The sequence below is a fragment of the Haloferax sp. Atlit-6N genome (assembly GCF_003383195.1).
GTDB lineage: Archaea > Halobacteriota > Halobacteria > Halobacteriales > Haloferacaceae > Haloferax > Haloferax gibbonsii.
Window position 1 is genome coordinate 193,749 of the sequence record NZ_QEQJ01000002.1, and the last position, 18,325, is coordinate 212,073.

Here is an 18,325-nt window from a genome sequence, read left to right on the forward strand (position 1 = left end):
GTCATCCGGCACATCGTCCTCTGGCTCGTCATCGTCTGGGCGCTCCAGCAGTCGCTCGTCCAGAGACCGTGACTCGGTTAGTGACCGCGAAGCAGCCACTCGATACAAGCGAGAAGTCCGCGAGACGAAACAGCAGAACCAACGACGCCAGAAGCAAGACGCGCCGATGGTGGCCGACGACTTCGGCGGCCGGGGCGAGCCCATTACCCGCGCCGAAGCGAGGCGTCGTGCGAGACTCCGGGGCAAGAAACAGAAACTCAGACAGCGCGTCGTCGACCAGACGGCCGGCCTCGATAACCCTCGGAACGTCCGAGTCCGACGCGACGGCAACAAGCTCGTCGCCTCGCTCACACCCGTCGGTCAGCAAAACGTCCGCGAGTATCAGGTCGAACAACAGCGGAACGCACGAGCGCGCGAACAGCGACTCCCCGAGAAGCTTGGTCGGGAATCATCCGACAGCGTGACTGACCGAGCGCAGGACATCGACGCCGAACTCACCAAGGACGCCAGCGGCGACATCTCCACGGTCCAGCGGGAGAAGGCACGCCGCGACATCGCCGACAAAGTCGACGTCGACCCCGACCGAGTCAAGATTGTCGGGCAGACGGACGGCGGCGGCTTCCGCGCGCGTATCCAGGAGCAACCCAAACGCGAAGAGCAGTTCGGTGATATCGACTGGTCGTTCGGCTTCGGCGACCCCGACAAAGACGAAGTCGAGGGTGGCCTCCGAAGCGCCGCCGACGAGGTCGACAAGGCCACGAGAAAGGTCGTTGAGATCAACGACAAGTACGGCCCACCCGCAGCGATTGGGGCGACCTATGACGCGGTTCGAGAGTACGTCCCCGAACCCGTTGATGACGTCGTTGCCGGACCAGACGGCGAGACCTTCGGCGAAGAGTTCGCCAGCGGTGCTGTCGAAGGCGCTGTCCAACTCGCCAACGTTCCGCAGACGGCTGTTGGTCTCATGGAAATCGGTGAAACGGGGAAGTACATCGTGGCCGGCGACGAGGGGACTGACGGGGTTGTAGACCTCAGTACAGACACCTCCGCGGCCGTGATGGGCGCAGGCTGGAAGGCAGCCCAAGAAGCAAACGACGCTTTTTGGAAGAATCCCGGACGGACCTCGGGCGCTGTCGTCGGGTCACTCGCTGTGTCTGCCGGGGGATTTGCGGCGGCGGCGAAGGTCGGTGGGAAGACCGGCGCGGCCGCTCGCGTCGCGGTTCAACCCGGTGAAGAGGCTGCGAGTTACGTTGCGACGCGCGCTCTCGAGCAGACGGCAAGGGGTCAGCGCATCCTTGACGCGATCCCCGGTGGTCGCATCGACAACGAGGAGATTGCGATGGCTGCCGCGTCCAAAGCGAAGCCAGCCACCTCGAAACTCGTCCGTGGTATCCGACGCACCAAATACGACGCTGTCCGTCGGTTCGAAGTAGAAGGCAAGCGCGCGAAACAGTTCCTCGCCGGTGAACGGGGGCAACTCGAACTCTCCGGTCCGAGCGGGCGGCAGACTGTCGAAGTCGATGACTCTCCCGGTCGGATGTCGCCCGAACTCGACCGCGCCGACGCCCGCGAACAGGACCTCGACCAGACGCAGTATGAACTGCGTCGGTTTGCCCAGGAAGAGCGCGATGCCGAGCAGGTCCTCTTGGAGGACGCCGGACAGCCGACCTCGACGCCGACGCAGGCCACGCGCGCCGACCAATTGACTGTCGACCCAGACGAACTCGAAGCTCGCCGTCTCGAAACTGAGAGACGCTTCCGCGAAGCCTACAGCGTCGGTGGCCGCTCCAGTCGAGGTCGTCGTCAACTTCGAGACGGAAGTCGCCTCAGCGGACAGGAGTGGCCGACTCGTGAGGCGAGACAGATGCGGCAACAAGCCGAAGCATCCAGTTTCGAAGCTGATGCGGCTCGAACCAGGCGGAGAAAAGCCACTGGGGCTGAAATCGCGACCGGAGAAGAACTCGCGCGCCAACAGCAGCGGGAGTTCGAGCGCGCACAGGCAGACCTCGCACAGCGTCTCGGTCTCGACACTCGGGGCGATACTCGACAGGATACGTGGCAACCCACAGACGTTCGTCTCGACCAGCGGTTCGAGACTGGCTTCGAGACCGAGACGGAACGTGCGACCGAGTTCGAGAGTGAGATTGGGCGTGCCGGGACCGAATACGAATACGAACCGGTCCAGATGTCCACAGGAACTGAAGTCGAACGCGAATTCGAACAAGCTCGCAGACGCTTCGAGACCGAGTTCGAGCGGGAGCGAGAGCGCCAACAGTCCTTCGGAAATCGGAACCCCAGCAACGCGTTCGCGGTCGATATGAGCGCGTGGGAGAACAGTTGGCGAACTGGCATCGCCGACATCGACAAGCTCTGGAAAGAGCGCTTCGGAGGTCTCTGATGGCGACCTTCGGGTTCTACATCAAGGCGGCGCTGACGCTCTTCCTCTCGGTGTACGTTCAGGACATCCTCCAGACGGTGACCGAACCAATGCTCGGTCCCGCCTGTGGGCCATCACGGGTTTCCCAGCCCGTCGTCGAGGGTGCGCAGAACTGCCTCTACGTCACGCAGGCCGTGACGTGGCTCGTTGCACTCGTCATCGTCGGTCTCTTCGTGACTGGACTCACCCGTGGTGCGCTCCTCGGTGGTGTCAGTCCGTGAGCCCTCGAGTACTCATCTTCGTGGCAGTCGGTATCGTCCAGATTGCCGGACTCGTGTTGTTCCTCAACACCGCCGGTGCGGAGGTTTTCCACGTCGCGGAGAGTATGACGTTCCTCCAGCCGACATGGGTCTGGGGACCGATTCAGAACTTAGAGACGCTGAGCTACTTCCTCATCGTCCCGATATTCATTGTCGACTACCTTGTGTACGCGGCCATCGCTGGCGTGACACGGGAGAAACAACAGGTCGCTCAGTACCGGAGGGGTCGGCTGTGAGGACTAAGCTCACGCGCAGATTATCAATCCTCGCAGTTATGTTCGCGGTCTATCTCGCCGTTAGTGCCGCTCCGGTCAGCGCAGCTCATATCGCAGTCGTCTCGTCAAACTCGACTGCGACCGAGCTTGGTTCGGCGACGTTAACCAACGCGGAGGTTATCGACAGTCTCGATAGTGTCGATCATGATGTCTCTCGACCCTCTGCTGTCGCACGATGGAACTTCGATGCTGGATCTGGGTCAACTGCGATTGACGACGTTGGTAACCGTCATCTCACACTCTCTGGAGCATCGTGGACATCCAACGGCGTCGCACTTGATCCGGGTGACGACCTCGTCTCCAGCGATGTTGTCTCAACTCCAACCACGGTCTCGATGGTCATCAATCCAAACCCATCGTCAAGCTCGACCCAACAACTCGTGGGCAACGGATTCGACTATGCGGGAGATTCCGGCTGGCAGCTCAAAATCGACAGCAATCGAGAGTTGTCTGTGTTTTATGGCAACACTCTTGTTTTGGTCACGGACCCAGTCATCAATCCAAACGCTCGGAATCAGGTCGGTTTGACCATTGAGTCAGATGGCACGGTCAGAGTCTACCACAACGGCACGCTCGTCAAATCCGGAGGGGGGACGCTTGAGCCAGCCAACACAAACCAAGGTCTCGTCGTTGGAGGGAACGATTTCCACGGAGAGGTTGTCGACCTTGCGATGCATAGCTCACCATTGTCTCCGGGGTTGCAGACTCGACATGAACGCCACCCAGTAACAAAGTTCACCGCACCCGCAACCGACCGTTGGGCATTCGATCGTGGGTCTGGAGAGATCAAATCGGACGAAGGGAAAACATCGACAGTTGGGTTCGGAGAGTTTGATGACGGAGTTGTTGGGTCTGCGATTAATTTCGACCCAACCCTTGATGGTAATTCGACAAGTCTTGGAGACTACGGCAGCGCCCAAACGTATTCCGTCTCGTTTTATCTCCGACCAGACGCAGTTGACACGAGCAGCGAGAATGACTATCGTCGGATATTATCAACGTCCGGCCTCGAGAACTTCGTCGTTCTTGAGGAGGGTCAAACACTCTCGCATCGGGTTCCCGGCGTTGCTGAGTCCACATTCAAGGCCGGGTCTGTCCCGATTGATGCGTGGTCCTTCGTCACGATGCGTTACAATGGGTCCCATCGCAGCATCTGGGTTAATGGGTCACTCGCAGCATCTGACCCGGTGACGTCTGGAACTGCTAATCTCGATGGCGTCGAATTGGCACCACCAGGGGCGGCAAACCGAAATAACGATCTCAATGCGAGTGTCGATGAGCTGCGATTCTACCACCGTGCATTGTCGGCGGATGAAATCGCCCGTCTCAGCACACAGCCGGCGTCTGAGATTCCGCAGACATCGACGTATTCCACCTCACATTCCGTGACAAATTCGGTTAGCGGGTTCACCGACCTCACGCTCAAAAACGCGACCGCGACTGTCACGTGGCGAACTGGCTCGGGAGCCGTCCTCAACCAATCGACGTTCTCGACGAGCGGCAACCACACGCTCACGTGGTCTGAGTCGAGCGCTGACAACGTCGACATCGACGTCGAGTTCAGCCCGACTGGCCCGCATCATATTGCCCGCCTCAATGCAGAGGGTGTTCGTTCTAACACATCATCCCCATCTGTCATTGGTCTCTCTCCAAACACAACAAGCACAACTGTCGACCAAGTCCCAGTCCCACTATCTCTGACTGTCGACGACAGCGATTTCTCAACAGCACAAGGGGACACCGTCACGGTCGAATGGTCTGTTGACGGCTCAGAAATTGCATCACAGACCATTTCGTCATCTCAAGAGGTCACCGCATACGCAGGTGGACTACAAGCAGGCACTCATGATTGGAGTGTCCGACTCGTCGATGAGTTCGGGAACGAGGTCACCAGCGACACAGCAAGCTTTGCAATCCCCTCAGGCGTCACGATACGGAACGTCTCGACTGGTGAGAAGATCAATGACACCGTCGATATCAAAGCCAAGCTATACTCGGGTGAACTCATCTTCGAAAAGACGACCAATGATGGTACTATCGACCTCACCGGCATCAATGCAGACCGTGGCTACATTATCGAAGTCAGTGCGGATGGATACGTTACCCGCACAATCGCCATCAAGAGCGTTTTCGACCAGTCTTCACTTTATCTCCTCCCGGAGAACACGAGTACGGTATATCAGGAACTAACTCTTAACGACCTCACTGGTGAGTTCGAAGGATCAAATACTGTTCTCTATGTGGAGCGACCAATTGAGACGAACGGCACCATTGAGTGGCAAGTCGTCTCGGGAGACTATTTCGGCAGCGACCAAATCTATAAAACCGAATTAGAGAAAGACCAACGCTACCGTCTCGTGATAGAGAACGACGACGGTGACCGTCGCGAACTTGGCGCGTACGTCCCAACAAAAAATTCGTCTGCTACGCTTGAAGTCGGCCAAATTCGGTGGCAAGCCCCCAAGGGTGAGACCTATCAGTGGCATGCCTATATCGACGAACGAAACTCGTCACTCGTTGTTGCATTTGACGACAGCGAAAAACAAACAACCAGTCTCAAAATCATCGTCCACGAGCGTGGCGATGATTCTGAGATCCTCTTTGAGTCGTCTGCGACCAACCTCTCGACGTTCAAGCGCACGCAACCACTCAGTCAGTCTCAACTTGAACAGGACTGGGCCGTGGACATCACCCTCGAACGAAACAACCAGACGATCACCATCAAGGAGCCCATCTCGTCAGCCGCCTCGATCCGGACGCCCGTCCCTATCGATTCTCGATGGGCGACGCTCGCCGGACTCGTCCTTCTCGTCGCACTTTCGGCCGCGTTCCCCTCGACACTGTCGAGAGTTGGCGCGGTTGCTGTTGTCTCCGTCGCCACGGGCATCACGTGGCTCGGCTGGGTCGACATCCCGATGAGTGTCATCGGGCTCTCCGGCGCAGTCGCGCTACTCGGGCTCGCCGCCTCCTTCAACTCCTACTAATGAAAGTCACAGTCCCAATGCTGTTCGTCATCTGCTTCGCCGTCGCTGGCGGCCTCATGGCCGGGTCCGGTTTCAACGACGCCGTTGGAATCGACAAAGCGACTGGTCTCCAGGATGATGCCGACCAGCTATCCGAAGACGCATCGTCGTACCGTGCTGACCGCGGCGGCTCAGTCGAGTCCTACCTCGGGTTCACCACGCAGGCGACTGGCGCAATCGTTGGAGCGCTGAAATGGAGCCTCATGCTTCCGATCGCCCTCCAAAACGTCGGGTTTCCTGCGTGGTTCGCCGGTCCCATCGGCGTCCCGATTCAGTTCGTGAACTACATCGGCGTCTGGCAAATCATCCGGGGGATGCGTATCTCATGAGCGAACTCGACTGCTGGTTTCAGCAGGACGTCCACTCGTGTGTCGCTGATGGCCTCGGAAGCGCCTTCGGTCCCGGTACTGAGAACGTTCTCGCGATGTTCATCGTCGCAGGCGTTATCATCCCCATCTACGCCAAGACCGGCGACTACGTCCTGCCCGCGACGCTTCTCGTCCTCATCTCGGGCTTCGCTGCGACGTTGCTTCCCGGTATCATCGCCTCGATCGCATGGACGGTCATCTTCATGACGCTCGTCGTCTCGTTGTTTGCCGCACTCTTCCAGACGGTGGTACAATGAGCATCTCGAACCTCCGCGATGGATTCTCTCTTGGTGAGGACCTCGACGAGAAACAACTCGCCGCGCACGTCTTCATCATGGTCAACCTTCTCTGCAACGGGCTCATGGCCGCACCCATCGCCCTTGACGCACCTGGTGTCCTCACACGCGTCGGGATCTACTTCGCGCTGGGATTCAACGGCATGGTCCTCCTCACGCTCTTCGCCCGCGAGGTGCCGCGATGACCCGCCTCTCGAACCTGCTGACGCCATCGGTCCCCCTCCACGAACTCACCCACGCTGCTGCGGCCTACCCGTGGGCAGACATCGACATCTCTCTCGATGGTACTGATTCACGAGTAACGATGGACTGGAACGACGACGCACCCGTCTGGGCGATTCGCGTCGCGCATCTCGCACCGACACTCGTAGGGCTCGGCATCGCCATGCTCCTGGTCGTCATCTTCGGCGTCCCGAGTGTCTCGGGTCTCGCCGGGCTCGCACTCTACGACCTCGGGCTGCTCGTGATACTCTTCGTCAACTGGGTCGTCTACGCCTTCCCGAGTTACGCCGATAGACACCCGTTCGGTTAGCGTCCGCCCCCGAGAATCCCGACTTTTCTGAAGACGGTGTCGATGGCGTTCGTGAGGTAGTCGAGTGCGAGGAACACTCCGACGATTGCCGTTGCAACAGCAGACGTCCAGAAAACGAATAACGCGACTTTGTCAGTGGTCTCTGAGAAAATGATCGCGTCCGTGATTGTTTGGTACTGGACACCGAGTAGTGGGAATGCCTTGGCGATTATTCCGGCAAAGATTGAGGCGACGATTCCGATTCCAATGACGGCGCTGAGTGCAAGCCAGTACAGAATCAGCATCGAGAGGGCTATTCCCGTCACCTCATCGACGAGCGGGAGGTCGTGGAACCGATGATTCAGCCCCTTTCTCATATCAATATCACTGAGTGAAGACTTGATAATCGTTCTGCCGTCTGATAACTTTCGTACGTGTCTTTACTTTCACTCTGCTTGCCGACTATTCAAAACATTGTCTCACGAATGATATCGGCATGATACGCGATGCACGGGCACTCCGGGATAGCTTCGTCCCGGCTGACCTGGAACATCGAAACGCCGAAATCGGGCACCTCTCGTCGTTACTGAAGCCAATCGAAGGCGGCGAAGCCGGGTCGGACATCCTCATCACCGGACCCTCCGGTGCGGGGAAGACGACCCTTGCTCGGTTCGTGGCGAACGAACTCGAACGTGCGACACTCGATGTCCGAACCGCCTACGTGAACTGCCTATCGAATTCGACGAACGCCGCTGTTCTCCACACGCTCATGCGTGACGCCGGCCTCGGACTCGACTTCGACCGAGCGTCGACGCCGGTTCACGAATATCTCACTCGAATCGACGACCGAAACGAGCAGTTCGTTATCGTCCTCGACGAGGTCGACGTCCTCGAAGACCCGTCGCTCATCGCGATGCTCTACGACATCGACAACGTCACCACGATGATGATCTGTGTCTCCGAAGACGCGTTTCTCTCTACGCTCGACATGCGCGTCGAGTCACGCGTTCGCGCCGCGGCGTCGGTCGTCCTCGAAAAGTACCGGGACGACGAACTCGCGGATATCATCCGCGCCCGCGTCGACCACGGTCTCGTTCCCGGCGCTGTCGACGAGGCGACAATCAAGCATATTGCAGATCGCGCAGCTGGCGACGCTCGGCTCGCGATTACCAAACTTCGACGGGCGGCCCAGCTTGCAGACCTGCAAGAACTCGATGCACTCAGTCCGGGTCTCGTCGATGACGTCGCTGATGGTGCCGCGGGAGAAGTCCACGAGCGGAACGTCGAACGCCTCTCGACGCACAAGCGACTTCTCTACGACATCGTCAAACGCTACGGTGAGGTCTCGTCTACGGACCTCCACGCAGCGTACGAAGAGCACATCTCCGCGCCAAAATCGAAGGCGACCCGTCGCCGCTATCTCGGTGCGCTCGAACGGTACCGACTCATCGAACAAGAGGGGGCGACGCGGGGGACTCGGTATCGACTCGTTGAGCCGTAGTCTCACGACGCTGCTGCGGCTGTGTCGTTGTTCTCCATGTCGAATGGAAGGTTAATGACTAACTCATCAAACCAGACGACTGGTCGCTTACTCTGGCCCTCTTGCTCGAAGAAGATGACACCCAATCGAGCGAGACGGTTGAGTTCTTCGTGGACGTTCTTCACGTCACGGTTGACTACGCGGGCCGTCTCGTTGATGCTGGATGGTTCTTCTCGACGGATAGCTTTGATGAGGTCAAGCGTTCGCGGAGTTAGCGTAGCCATCAGGTCATCATAGCTTGTGAATGAAATCGTCGGTGTGGAGTCTACAGAGTCGCCATCTGCGAGAGCGGTGAGACTCTCGGTAACGTCCTCTTCGAACTCTCGGTCCGATTTTACTGTAACGACGAGTGTCGATTCGGCTTCGAGTAGTTCGCGTTCCATCGGGTGCAGCGGTGGCACAGTATCTGACATTGGGACCTCCCTCGGATGGCCTCACTTGAGTTCAAACTCCGATTTCGGTATCTCGCTCCAGAACCGCTCCCAGAGTTCGACGATTCCGGGGAACTCGATGATCTCTGGGTCAGGGTTCGGCGCGACGTGGAGTTCGTGGCCTTTTGTGTCTTCGTGTGAGTTATCGTACCGACGAATCGTTCCATCCTTGAGAGTGCGCTCAGAGTCTGGTTGTATCGCACCGTAGTGGAGCTTGTAGGCCCACCCAGATGGGTACGCATCATCTGAGGTTCGCATGCAGAACACTCGAACCACAGTTCAGTCGGGGTATTTTTCCCCTCTGCTCACACCATCAAGGTCGTCGTCGGTCAGCGAGGCCATCCTCAGCCATTGGTACGTAGACCAATGGCATAACTCTATCCATTGGTCTGAGTACCAATAGTAGTGGGAACGATTGATTCGCTCATCGCGCTAATCGACAGACTGCGCGAGGATTCGTTCATTCGCTCATTTTCGCTCATTCGAGAGAAGAGAAGCGAGAGCGTCCAAAAACCAGAGAATAGAACGTCGAATTTCGATGATTCGCTCACCACCCTGCAAACCGTTTATATCCAATTCTCATCGGCTCGGGTATGTCGACGACGATTGGTAGTGGACCGAACGGAACCAGCAGAAACCTTCGGCTGCTGAGTGGTGTCGAAGTTCGAATCGAAATCACCTCGGACGCGGATTATGCGGCCCGCCTTGACGTTCATCACGAGGGGCAACGCTGGGTCTACGGTATCGATTCGAATCAGCGTGCGACGTTCATCGATGTGTTCAACGGAAAAGGTCGGAGCGACGATCCTGACGAGCCGGACTGGATGCGCGAAGTTTTCGTGCAGCTGGAGGTCGATTGGGAGTGACAACCCAATCAGATTTCGGGTGGTTCGAACTCCTCGTTCAGATACGAGATCCCTTGATCAGTTATACGATAGTACCCACCCTGCTCGCGGACGAGTTCAACCAAACCCGCATCCTCGAGCATTGGGAGGCGTCTTTTCACGGTCGAATACGAGATGTCGATTCCGCTCAATTCGAAATTGACCATGATCGCTTTCTTACTGAGTGCCAGACGTCCCTGAGCCAGAAGCTCAAGGATTTTGTCGTCATTTCCGGTCATCCATCTGGCACGGCGTCGCATTCAGCCGAACAGTCTCCAAGTGCTCACATAACAGCATTGGACTTGTCATGGGCTAGACTATTATTAGTTCTTTCTGAACAAATATTTGGTCAATCTTTATATGATAGAGGGGTTATGTGGGAAGTGACGACTCTCTCCGGATGCTACTCGTTCGGGCAAAAGCCCGGACCCCTGTATCAGCAGGAGCCCGGTAGGAGGTCGTCACCCCAGATGACGACCAAATCAGCACTCTCGCGGGTGCGAAATAAGTCCCGCGACACGACTAGTGCAACGTCTTCGAACTGCCCAGCGTGTGCCACGCCCATTGAGGGGTTCGCCGCGAGTGGGCCCGCCAGTCGTACGGTTGAACCGTGCGGTTGTACCCTACCGAACGTCCGCGCGAGCGATATCGTGCGGGAGGACTAACACCATGAGTTACAACAACCTCGATACGCTCCTCGCGTTCCTTCGTGAGGACCTCGACCCCGGACAAGACCGCATCTACTACGCGAAGAACATCTCGAACAGGACTGACATCGATGGGAAAGAGGTCGGCTACTGGTTCTCCCGTGCTATCGGTCTGTACCCGCAGTGGGACCCCGTCGAGTTTGACGGCCTCGAAGTCGAACGCTACCGTCCGGAGACGAAGGCGACACGATGGCGAGTGACTCGTCTTGAGCAGGATGTGAGGCTCGTTGCCGATGGTGGTGTTCGGTGGCTCGACCTGACCGGCTTCCAGCAGCAACTCGTCAAGGCCGTCATCGAGTTCGAGAACGAGGAGGGCAAGTCGCCGTACGGCGTCCAAGTGAAGCGGTCACTAAGTGAGTGGTACGGTCACGAAGTCAGCAACGCTCAGGTCTACCCGAATATCGATGACCTCGTTGAGATGGGCGTTCTGGACCGGGAGCCGCTCGACAAGCGAACGAACGCGGTTCAGTCGACTCCGCTGGCGCGCCAGATGCTCGCTGGAGAGGTTGAACACATGGCTCACGTTGCCGGGCTCGAACTAACTGAGGCTGTTGCTGATGGTGGTGAAGAACGGTGAGTCAGACGCCAGACGACAGTTGGGAGTCGCCAGTCCCCGACGCACAGGCGGCCGCCGGTGCTGACGAGATGCACGTCTCGCTCGATATGGAGTCGACCACTTCGAATGGCGGGATGACCGCGGATATCTCCGACCGGGTCAACCGGCTCTACGTCGAGTCGACGACCGACCGAGTTGTCTTCGAAGTCTGTGAAGAGTTCGACACGGTGCGCGCCTCGACGACGATGACGCCAGACCAAGCCGAAGCGATTGGCATTGGTCTGATGCAGGCCGCGGCACGCGCATCTCGTGGGCGCGAGGGCGTCGTCATCAAGAAGTACAATCTCGCTGGAGTCGAACGTGGCGACGGTATCGAGACTGACGGGAGTGGAGAAGAGAACCCACTCGACGATCTCCTCGTCGATGCGCAAGAGCAGAAAGAACAGTTCAACGAAGCCCGAGAACGGTTGCAGTCGGTTCGAGAGAAACTGAAGCTGTTCGTCCAGCAGCTCCGCGAAGACGGAACGTTGGACGACGACGATGCAGAGGAGATCTACGGGCACATCTCTGACGGCCAGTACGGCAAAGCCCGAGGGGCGATTTCAGAAGCGCTCTCGAAGAAGGAACTGGAATTCGATGACGACGACAAGGACCTCTTCGCGCGGAACTTCTCCGAATCGTGGGAGGAGCACGTCGAGGCTGTCGAGCAGGTGCGGACAGCACTCCTCAATTTCTCCCGCGACCTGAGCCGAGAGGACCTCGTCGATTTCCTCTACGGCAAACACTCCGGCTTGAACAAAGGAGACATCCGCGCCGTCTTCGACGCGTTCGATGAGGTCGAGCGGACCGGACTCGGCGTCAACCAGATGGCGCGCGTTCTCGCGTCGTACAACCGCGACCTCAACATCCAGCCAACGGAGGAGGTTCTAAAGGCCATCAAACAGGAGGCCGACAGATGACGCCGGCGATCACGTCGCTGCAGGACGCCCTCGACGGTGCGAACCACGAGCGCAGTCGCGAACTCATCCGCGAGGCACTCCAGTACGAAGAGATTCACATCAACGAGTGGCTCCAGACGGTCAGCGGCCTCGAAGGCGTCCGACACATCGAGTGTGACCGCGACGGCTCCGAAATCGTCTGGTTCGACCCAGACGCCGACTTCGCCATCGAGGCGACGCTCGAACTCGCACAGAAATTTGGATGGTCGATTAAATCGGTGAGCTTCCACGCTCGCTCGATCTCCTTCGATAGACCGGAGGTTAGTCTCGAATGACTAACCGTCGCTTGACTGACCGTGTCGACGGCACGATGATTGTGCAATGTCCGAGCGACCCTGACCATGTCGCGTTCGAGATTGAGGTCGCCTGCAGCGAGACGAAGCCCTCGGAGATGTTCTCCCTGGAAAAGTGTCCTGACTGCGGGTCGGATCTCTCTACTATCGAATCAGTCACTCCTACGGAGGTGCTCTGAGACGATGAGTGACCTCGAACCACTCTCGCCCGCTGATGCGATGGAGATGTGGCTCACTCGACAACGGTCGGAGAAGGCCGACCAGACGGTTCAGAGCTACTACTATCGAGTCAACCAGTTCATTGAATGGTGCGACGAGAACGGCGTCAAGAATCTCAATACGCTCACGACACGCGATATCTTCAGATTCGACACTGAGTTGCGAGAACGCGACTTGTCTCAGTCAACGCTGAAGAATCGATTCGGGACGCTGAAGCTGTTTCTGTCTTTCTGCGAGGACCTGAACGCCGTTGAGGAGGGACTGGTCAAAGCTATCGAGATCCCGAGTCTGCTGAAGGACGAGCGGGTGAACAAAGAGAAACTCGCATCGGGTCGAGCTGAAGGGGTTCTCGACAACCTCGCCAAGTATCGATTTGCATCTCGCGAGCACGCGATGTTCGCCCTTGCTTGGCACACGACTGTCCGTGTTGGTGCCCTTCGAGCGCTTGATGTCGGGGACTGCTACCTCGATGATGACGACCTGGACCGTCTTCGACACTACCCCGAGGTTGGTGAAGAGGAGTTCGAGGAAATCGTCGAGGCTGTGGATACGCCGTTTGTCTATTTCCGGCATCGGGAGCAGACGCCTCTGAAGAACAAGTTCGAGGGACAGCGTCCCGTTGCTATTTCGGATGAAGTTGCTGAGGTTTTGGACGCGTTCATCCGGGTGAATCGGGTTCCAGTGACCGATGACCATGACCGAGCCCCTCTCTTCTCAACCGAGAAGGGAGAGAATCGGATGAGTCGGGGTGCGATTCGACGCGTTTTCAATATCATCACCCAACCTTGCCGTTTCGACGAACCGTGTCCGCATGGTCGGGACGTCCAGACTTGCGAGGCTCGAGAACACGGACTTGAGCAGCGGTGCCCATCTGCCCGCTCACCACATCGGGTTCGGACGGGGGCGATCACGCACCACCGTGACGAGGGGTGGCCGCCTGAGGTGCTGTCGGAGCGCGCGAACGCGACTCCTGAAGTCATCCGACAGCACTACGACCATCCTGATTTGCTCAAGCGGATGCAGTCACGACGGGCGTTCCTCGAAGAGCGTACTGAACAGGAGGACGATGATGAATGAGATTTCTACGCGTAGAACTCGGATTCTTCACCTCAGCGGTCCCACTTCTTACTTTCATGGGTTGAAATCACCAGCAGTACAAGCTCTCTCTGTACATTTTGCATTAGATAGCAGGTCGAAAATAAAAAACTGCTTAAAAACCCCTTCTGACGGGTGGTTTGCGTGACCCGCGAGTGCCCCACGTGCGGTCACGAGTCAGAGAAACTGTTCCGCTGTGAGCGTTGCGGGCGCGACCTCGTCGGAGGCGACCGCCGGTGAGCGACGACACCAGTGAGGTCGTCGCGGAGTTCTCCGTCCTCGACGATGCAGACCTCGTCACTTCGAACGACGAGGACACCATCGAGTCCGCAGTTGACAACGGCTACGAGCCCGGTTCGACCGTCGACGACGAGCCGGTCGACGTCGAGTTCGAGATGCCGGAGTTCGTTGCCGTCTGTCGGTACTGCCAGACGAGCTTCGAGACCGAAGCGGCCGCGCTCGAACACGAGTGGAACTGCGACCTGGAGCCGACCGGTGAGTGTCGCTTCTGTGGCGACGCGCACATCCGGAAGGACGTTCGCGAGGATCACTTCTACGCCTGCGCGGAAGCCGAGCAGCACGAACGCTGTCAGAAGCGTGGCGTCCGGGCGCGGACGATGCGTGGACAGGACTCGACGACCGCCGTCTCGGGACTTCGGAAGTTCCTCTTCCCACAGCCACACGAGTTCTCGGCGTACCTGAAGTGGGACGACGCGCTGTCGACCTACTTCGGACTCGTCTCGCTGTACAAAATGCACGACTTCGAAGAGTACGGGAACCTTCGCGCCGGTATCGAGTTCGGTGGCGAAGAGTGGAACGTCGAGTTTGGCTACGCCGACAACCCCGGTCTCGCGACTCCGGACGATAGTACCGACCTCGGTCGGTGGGACTGGCGACTTGAGGACGTTCCTGAGTTCCTCATCCGCGTCTACCCCGCGGCCTACCAGTCGTTCAAGGACGCGAAGGACGAGAACCGCAAGCGCGCGTACTTCCGTGTTCGTCCGCGGTGGCCGGGAATCACCTCCAAGAGCGGGAAGAATATCCCGAACCCGCACAACATCCTCGGCGTCGACGTCGAGACGCGCGGGAGCTACTTCGAGTTCGACCAGTACCCGAGCGTCTTGTTCGAGGCACTACGCGAGCTTCGCGAGCGACAAGAGGAGTTCGGATGGAACTCGTTCACGGGCGTCGACTACCAGGCGCTCCATCCCGACGAGATACACGAGTCGTCGAACGTTACTGATGCCGAGCTGTACGTCCGCGCGAAGAAGGGCGAGACCGGTCGGGTGTTCGCACTCGACGGGACGCTTCACCGCATCGCACTCATCCTCGGCGGCGAGCGTAGCGGCTACTCGAAGACTGTTCGCGACGACCGCGTCTGCGAAGGCTGGTATCACACGTCCACAGTCTGCGCGATGCGCGCCGCCGAGATCGTCGGTGGTCACGAACTCCCGAAGGAGTTCAAGCACTACCACGTGAAGAACCCGGACGCTGTCGCTGGAACACCGCTGAAGAACCCGAAGATCGGCGTCTCCTATCAGAACTCGCTGTACGATGATACCCTCCGGTTCGACGACGTCGACCAGCTCCACAAGGAACTCGACGAGGCTCTGCTGAACGTTCTGAACTGGTCCGACCTCCCAGTGACGCCTGACCACCAGATGTACGTCGCGGACGACTACTTCGCCGTTGAGGGCGAGGCACGAATGGCGAAGGTCGTCGACAACCCGCTGCCGCGTATCGCTCAACAGCAGGACCACGAGATTCGGAAGTTCGCGGTCGCGGGGAACATGAACGAGACCGACGTTGCGCTCGTTGACGAACTGGTGACCGACGGTGGAAACGTCTCACCTGCTGACCTCGCGGACCGAATCGGGAAGGACATCAGTACGGTCTACAGCGCGCTGAAGCGACTCGGTGAGCTGGTGATCCACGAGTACGGACACGTCGAACTGGCTTCGAAGCACATCGCCAACGGGATCGTCGAACACATCGAGTCGGCCAAGCGAACCGTCGAGTGTACCCTCGAGGAAGCCGCGGCCGATATCATCCGTGCGGACACCTATGGCGAGAGCGACGACCCGTGGTCTCATTGGCTCCGCCATTGGGTCCGCAACCGGAAGGACGGCGAGTACCGCGAACGTCTCGAACTGGCTCCGCAGAAGTCGCGCTCAGAGATCCAGCGTCTTATCCGGTCGGGTGTCAACGCCTGGTCGCGGGTGACTGGAAATCCACAGATAGAGTTCGCTCGTGAGTTCGAGATCGAGGCGACCGCGCTCGATACATCGAAGCGGGTCGTCTTCCAACTCCACGAACTGAAGAGCCTCTTCGGTTCGAACGTGGTCAAGCTCGCCAGATAGCGTACGACTCCTGAGTGGCGACACTACCCGTTCGGTGAGAAATCGGCTCCTTTTGCAGCTTTTTCAGGGTTGTATCAGATGTAATTTTCCAGCTGTCGATTTACCCGGACAGCGACCGCGACCGCAGGCACTCCGAATTTGGGGGTACCCCCCAATTCTCCGTTAGATGTGTGGCTAAAGAGCCACACTCCAAGATTACCGGAGTCTCCTCCGGAGACTCCAGATGAAACAGATGAAACGGGGGTCGCCGCGCCTACTCGGCGCGGCTTCTATCTCAATATGTAGTTACTGACTATTCAAGAACAAGTTTATGTCCCTGAAATTCAGATATTTGGACAGAATGGAGAATAATAACTCAGCACCCGGGGCAAGCAGTTCAAACAGTAGGCTGACTGAGCGCCAACGACACGTATTGATAGGCTCGTCTGTCGTGTTCTTTGTATCACTCGGCGTACTCATCCCTGCATTCGGCCTTTTATTCGGATGGATATTCACTCTCGGTGGCGGCCTCTTGGGAGGTGCTGCGATAGGTTACTTACGGAAAAGTGGAGGTCGCGACGGTGCAAAATACGGCCTTGTTGTTGGGTTAATTGGTGGTATTCCATCATCACTTATCGGTGTCATTGGCGGGTCAATTCTCAATGCAGCACTAATATCATCCTCATCAGGAGGAGATAGTGGTACTGCGGGAAGCCTGCTCATTTTCGCAATCATCGGATTAATTTCGGGTCTATTTCTGAAAGTACTCGGTGGGTTCGTGGGTGGGGGTTTGGTTGGTTGGTTCTTAGACGAAAACGCATAGAGTGCGATCTATTTTGACCAAAACCAGAAGAATCTAAGATACCAGTACTTGGTCTGGTAGATTCACGATGAATCCGTCTGTGCCTGTGCACGTCTTCGCACAGACAAACCCCAAGACGAGTAATTAGTAGGTGTTCTGTAGCTCGGTTCGCATTTATGGTCGTTTATCATTCCACTCTGGTGGCTGGCCATGCTTCTCAACGTGTCTATCATAATGATTCTGTTCTGCTTTTCTTGCGCTTGAGAGGAACCCCAGTTTCTTGAACCGGTAGAAGGTCGGGTTTCGTTTCTCAAGATGCTCAAGAAGACGGCGACGGAGGTTGCTAGATCTCCCGACATATTTTATCTCGCCGAACATCTTGAGCTCGTAGACTCCCTTCTTTTTAGGTGCGTTTGATTTGATATGCTGTTCCGTTGCCTTACTCCATTTCTTGTCGATTGGCATGATTTCTCTCCTTATGATTGTTTCTCTCGGGAGGCAGTCAGACAAACTCACTGGATAGTAATAAGCATAAACAGAGCGGAGTGTGAGTGAAAACTAGTTCGTCACAGTCCAGATTAGATAATCAGTCTCGAGGAGATGGCACCACGAAAATTCTGCTCGCTTTTATTTTTTAACAGTGCACGGCCGTTGGACCTATTCCAATAGCAGATGTGCCATGGCCCTCGAAGTCACATGGTCTGGCACGGGACCGAGGTAGTTCCGACGGAACGTCTCGCGCCCGGAATCGGTCATCGCCCATCCACCCCACGCCATCGTCAACTCCTCAGCGATAGGCACGCCCTCGAACGCGAGTGAGTAGAACGTGTCTGTCGCCCACGTCCGTCGGAGATCGTGCATCCCGAGGTCGTGCCACCGGTCATCGTCGAGGTCGTCGGCCAGCTGCTCACGAGCATCAACAACCCAGTCCCGCAGCGAGCGAGTCGAGACATCGATGACCGACTCGTCGGTACGCATCCGCGCTGCGGACTTCAGGTACTTCACGCGCTCGCGAAGAGACTTCGATACTGGAGTGTCTCGTCCGCCGGTTTTCCCGTCAGGAATCTCCAACCTCCACTTTCCCTGGTCGTCGATCGGCTTGAAGTGTCGCGGTTCGACGTTCCGCACCTCGTCGCTGCGGAGACCGTGAAGCGCGAGGTCGAGGGCAATACGTCGACGTGGGTACTCGTCCTCGACGAGGGTGAGGAGTTTCTGTTGTTCGTCTTGGGAGAGCCACAGTCGCTTTCCCGACTTCGATGGATATGGGCGTCGCTGCATGGTTCCAGTTCTG

General features: G+C 57.7%; 22 protein-coding genes. 16 read left to right on the top strand and 6 right to left on the bottom strand.

Features of this window, described 5'->3' with window-relative positions; translation table 11 throughout:
* Positions 1-166: 166 nt before the first annotated feature.
* From DEQ92_RS23410 to DEQ92_RS10215, 8 genes are read left to right on the top strand one after another with little or no spacing between them, the layout of a single operon-like run.
* Positions 167-2,398: a hypothetical protein gene (locus DEQ92_RS23410; protein WP_158547619.1), complete on the top strand. Its 2,232-nt coding sequence runs from the start codon at positions 167-169 to the stop codon at positions 2,396-2,398.
* On the top strand, positions 2,398-2,658 hold the full coding sequence (locus DEQ92_RS10185) for a hypothetical protein (protein WP_049967713.1): 261 nt from the start codon (positions 2,398-2,400) through the stop codon (positions 2,656-2,658). Before DEQ92_RS23410 ends, DEQ92_RS10185 begins: the two co-directional genes overlap by 1 nt.
* Positions 2,659-2,678: 20 nt before the next feature.
* Positions 2,679-2,933: a hypothetical protein gene (locus DEQ92_RS10190; protein WP_233516845.1), complete on the top strand. Its 255-nt coding sequence runs from the start codon at positions 2,679-2,681 to the stop codon at positions 2,931-2,933.
* Positions 2,930-5,956, top strand: coding sequence for a LamG domain-containing protein (locus DEQ92_RS10195; RefSeq protein WP_147299486.1), 3,027 nt, complete (start codon positions 2,930-2,932; stop codon positions 5,954-5,956). The genes DEQ92_RS10190 and DEQ92_RS10195 overlap by 4 nt, the downstream gene beginning before the upstream one ends.
* Positions 5,956-6,324, top strand: coding sequence for a hypothetical protein (locus tag DEQ92_RS10200; RefSeq protein ID WP_233516846.1), 369 nt, complete (start codon positions 5,956-5,958; stop codon positions 6,322-6,324). Before DEQ92_RS10195 ends, DEQ92_RS10200 begins: the two co-directional genes overlap by 1 nt.
* The gene (locus tag DEQ92_RS10205) at positions 6,321-6,620 is read left to right on the top strand and encodes a hypothetical protein (RefSeq protein ID WP_115820740.1); all 300 of its coding nucleotides are present in this window, start codon (positions 6,321-6,323) and stop codon (positions 6,618-6,620) included. Before DEQ92_RS10200 ends, DEQ92_RS10205 begins: the two co-directional genes overlap by 4 nt.
* On the top strand, positions 6,617-6,844 hold the full coding sequence (locus DEQ92_RS10210; protein WP_115820741.1) for a hypothetical protein: 228 nt from the start codon (positions 6,617-6,619) through the stop codon (positions 6,842-6,844). The genes DEQ92_RS10205 and DEQ92_RS10210 overlap by 4 nt, the downstream gene beginning before the upstream one ends.
* A complete protein-coding gene (locus DEQ92_RS10215) occupies positions 6,841-7,191 on the top strand; it encodes a hypothetical protein (RefSeq protein WP_115820742.1) in 351 nt (116 codons plus the stop codon). Before DEQ92_RS10210 ends, DEQ92_RS10215 begins: the two co-directional genes overlap by 4 nt.
* Here DEQ92_RS10215 and DEQ92_RS10220 read toward each other — a convergent pair.
* On the bottom strand, positions 7,188-7,547 hold the full coding sequence (locus tag DEQ92_RS10220; RefSeq protein WP_115820743.1) for a hypothetical protein: 360 nt from the start codon (positions 7,545-7,547) through the stop codon (positions 7,188-7,190). The two genes, DEQ92_RS10215 and DEQ92_RS10220, sit on opposite strands and share 4 nt — an antisense overlap.
* 119 nt (positions 7,548-7,666) lie before the next feature.
* Between DEQ92_RS10220 and DEQ92_RS10225 the strand changes: the two genes are divergently transcribed.
* The gene (locus DEQ92_RS10225) at positions 7,667-8,671 is read left to right on the top strand and encodes a Cdc6/Cdc18 family protein (RefSeq protein WP_115820744.1); all 1,005 of its coding nucleotides are present in this window, start codon (positions 7,667-7,669) and stop codon (positions 8,669-8,671) included.
* A 2-nt stretch (positions 8,672-8,673) separates the two neighbouring features.
* Here DEQ92_RS10225 and DEQ92_RS10230 read toward each other — a convergent pair whose 3' ends face one another.
* The gene (locus DEQ92_RS10230) at positions 8,674-9,123 is read right to left on the bottom strand and encodes a hypothetical protein (RefSeq protein ID WP_181950683.1); all 450 of its coding nucleotides are present in this window, start codon (positions 9,121-9,123) and stop codon (positions 8,674-8,676) included.
* 21 nt (positions 9,124-9,144) lie between these two features.
* On the bottom strand, positions 9,145-9,417 hold the full coding sequence (locus DEQ92_RS10235; RefSeq protein WP_394338713.1) for a DUF6516 family protein: 273 nt from the start codon (positions 9,415-9,417) through the stop codon (positions 9,145-9,147).
* Between the two features lie 317 nt (positions 9,418-9,734).
* Here DEQ92_RS10235 and DEQ92_RS10240 point away from each other — a divergent pair, with 317 nt between their 5' ends.
* Positions 9,735-10,007, top strand: a complete 273-nt coding sequence (locus tag DEQ92_RS10240; protein ID WP_049967705.1) for a hypothetical protein — start codon at positions 9,735-9,737, stop codon at positions 10,005-10,007.
* Positions 10,008-10,015: 8 nt separating this feature from the next.
* Here the strand turns inward: DEQ92_RS10240 and DEQ92_RS10245 are convergent, their stop codons facing one another.
* The gene (locus tag DEQ92_RS10245) at positions 10,016-10,264 is read right to left on the bottom strand and encodes a winged helix-turn-helix domain-containing protein (protein ID WP_115820875.1); all 249 of its coding nucleotides are present in this window, start codon (positions 10,262-10,264) and stop codon (positions 10,016-10,018) included.
* Positions 10,265-10,694: 430 nt separating this feature from the next.
* Between DEQ92_RS10245 and DEQ92_RS10255 the strand changes: the two genes are divergently transcribed.
* The 6 genes from DEQ92_RS10255 to DEQ92_RS23200 all read left to right on the top strand — a co-directional run bounded on the left by DEQ92_RS10255 (position 10,695) and on the right by DEQ92_RS23200 (position 17,055).
* Positions 10,695-11,309 carry a DNA-binding protein gene (locus tag DEQ92_RS10255; protein ID WP_115820745.1) on the top strand — a complete coding sequence of 205 codons (615 nt, stop codon included), beginning with the start codon at positions 10,695-10,697 and terminating at the stop codon, positions 11,307-11,309.
* Positions 11,306-12,247 carry a hypothetical protein gene (locus tag DEQ92_RS23850; protein WP_199522903.1) on the top strand — a complete coding sequence of 314 codons (942 nt, stop codon included), beginning with the start codon at positions 11,306-11,308 and terminating at the stop codon, positions 12,245-12,247. Before DEQ92_RS10255 ends, DEQ92_RS23850 begins: the two co-directional genes overlap by 4 nt.
* Complete coding sequence (locus DEQ92_RS10265; protein WP_115820746.1) at positions 12,244-12,561, top strand: hypothetical protein; 318 nt, start codon at positions 12,244-12,246, stop codon at positions 12,559-12,561. Before DEQ92_RS23850 ends, DEQ92_RS10265 begins: the two co-directional genes overlap by 4 nt.
* Positions 12,562-12,762: 201 nt before the next feature.
* Positions 12,763-13,875 carry a site-specific integrase gene (locus DEQ92_RS10275; protein WP_233516848.1) on the top strand — a complete coding sequence of 371 codons (1,113 nt, stop codon included), beginning with the start codon at positions 12,763-12,765 and terminating at the stop codon, positions 13,873-13,875.
* Between the two features lie 254 nt (positions 13,876-14,129).
* Positions 14,130-16,253, top strand: a complete 2,124-nt coding sequence (locus tag DEQ92_RS10280) for an Lrp/AsnC family transcriptional regulator (protein WP_115820727.1) — start codon at positions 14,130-14,132, stop codon at positions 16,251-16,253.
* A 310-nt stretch (positions 16,254-16,563) separates the two neighbouring features.
* Positions 16,564-17,055, top strand: coding sequence for a DUF5518 domain-containing protein (locus DEQ92_RS23200; protein ID WP_147302777.1), 492 nt, complete (start codon positions 16,564-16,566; stop codon positions 17,053-17,055).
* A gap of 153 nt (positions 17,056-17,208) precedes the next feature.
* On the opposite strand, the gene DEQ92_RS10285 is transcribed toward DEQ92_RS23200, so the two are convergent.
* Together DEQ92_RS10285 and DEQ92_RS10290 are read right to left on the bottom strand one after the other, a co-directional pair.
* Positions 17,209-17,499: a GIY-YIG nuclease family protein gene (locus DEQ92_RS10285; RefSeq protein ID WP_147299485.1), complete on the bottom strand. Its 291-nt coding sequence runs from the start codon at positions 17,497-17,499 to the stop codon at positions 17,209-17,211.
* Between the two features lie 192 nt (positions 17,500-17,691).
* The gene (locus DEQ92_RS10290; RefSeq protein WP_115820729.1) at positions 17,692-18,312 is read right to left on the bottom strand and encodes a site-specific integrase; all 621 of its coding nucleotides are present in this window, start codon (positions 18,310-18,312) and stop codon (positions 17,692-17,694) included.
* Positions 18,313-18,325: the final 13 nt, after the last annotated feature.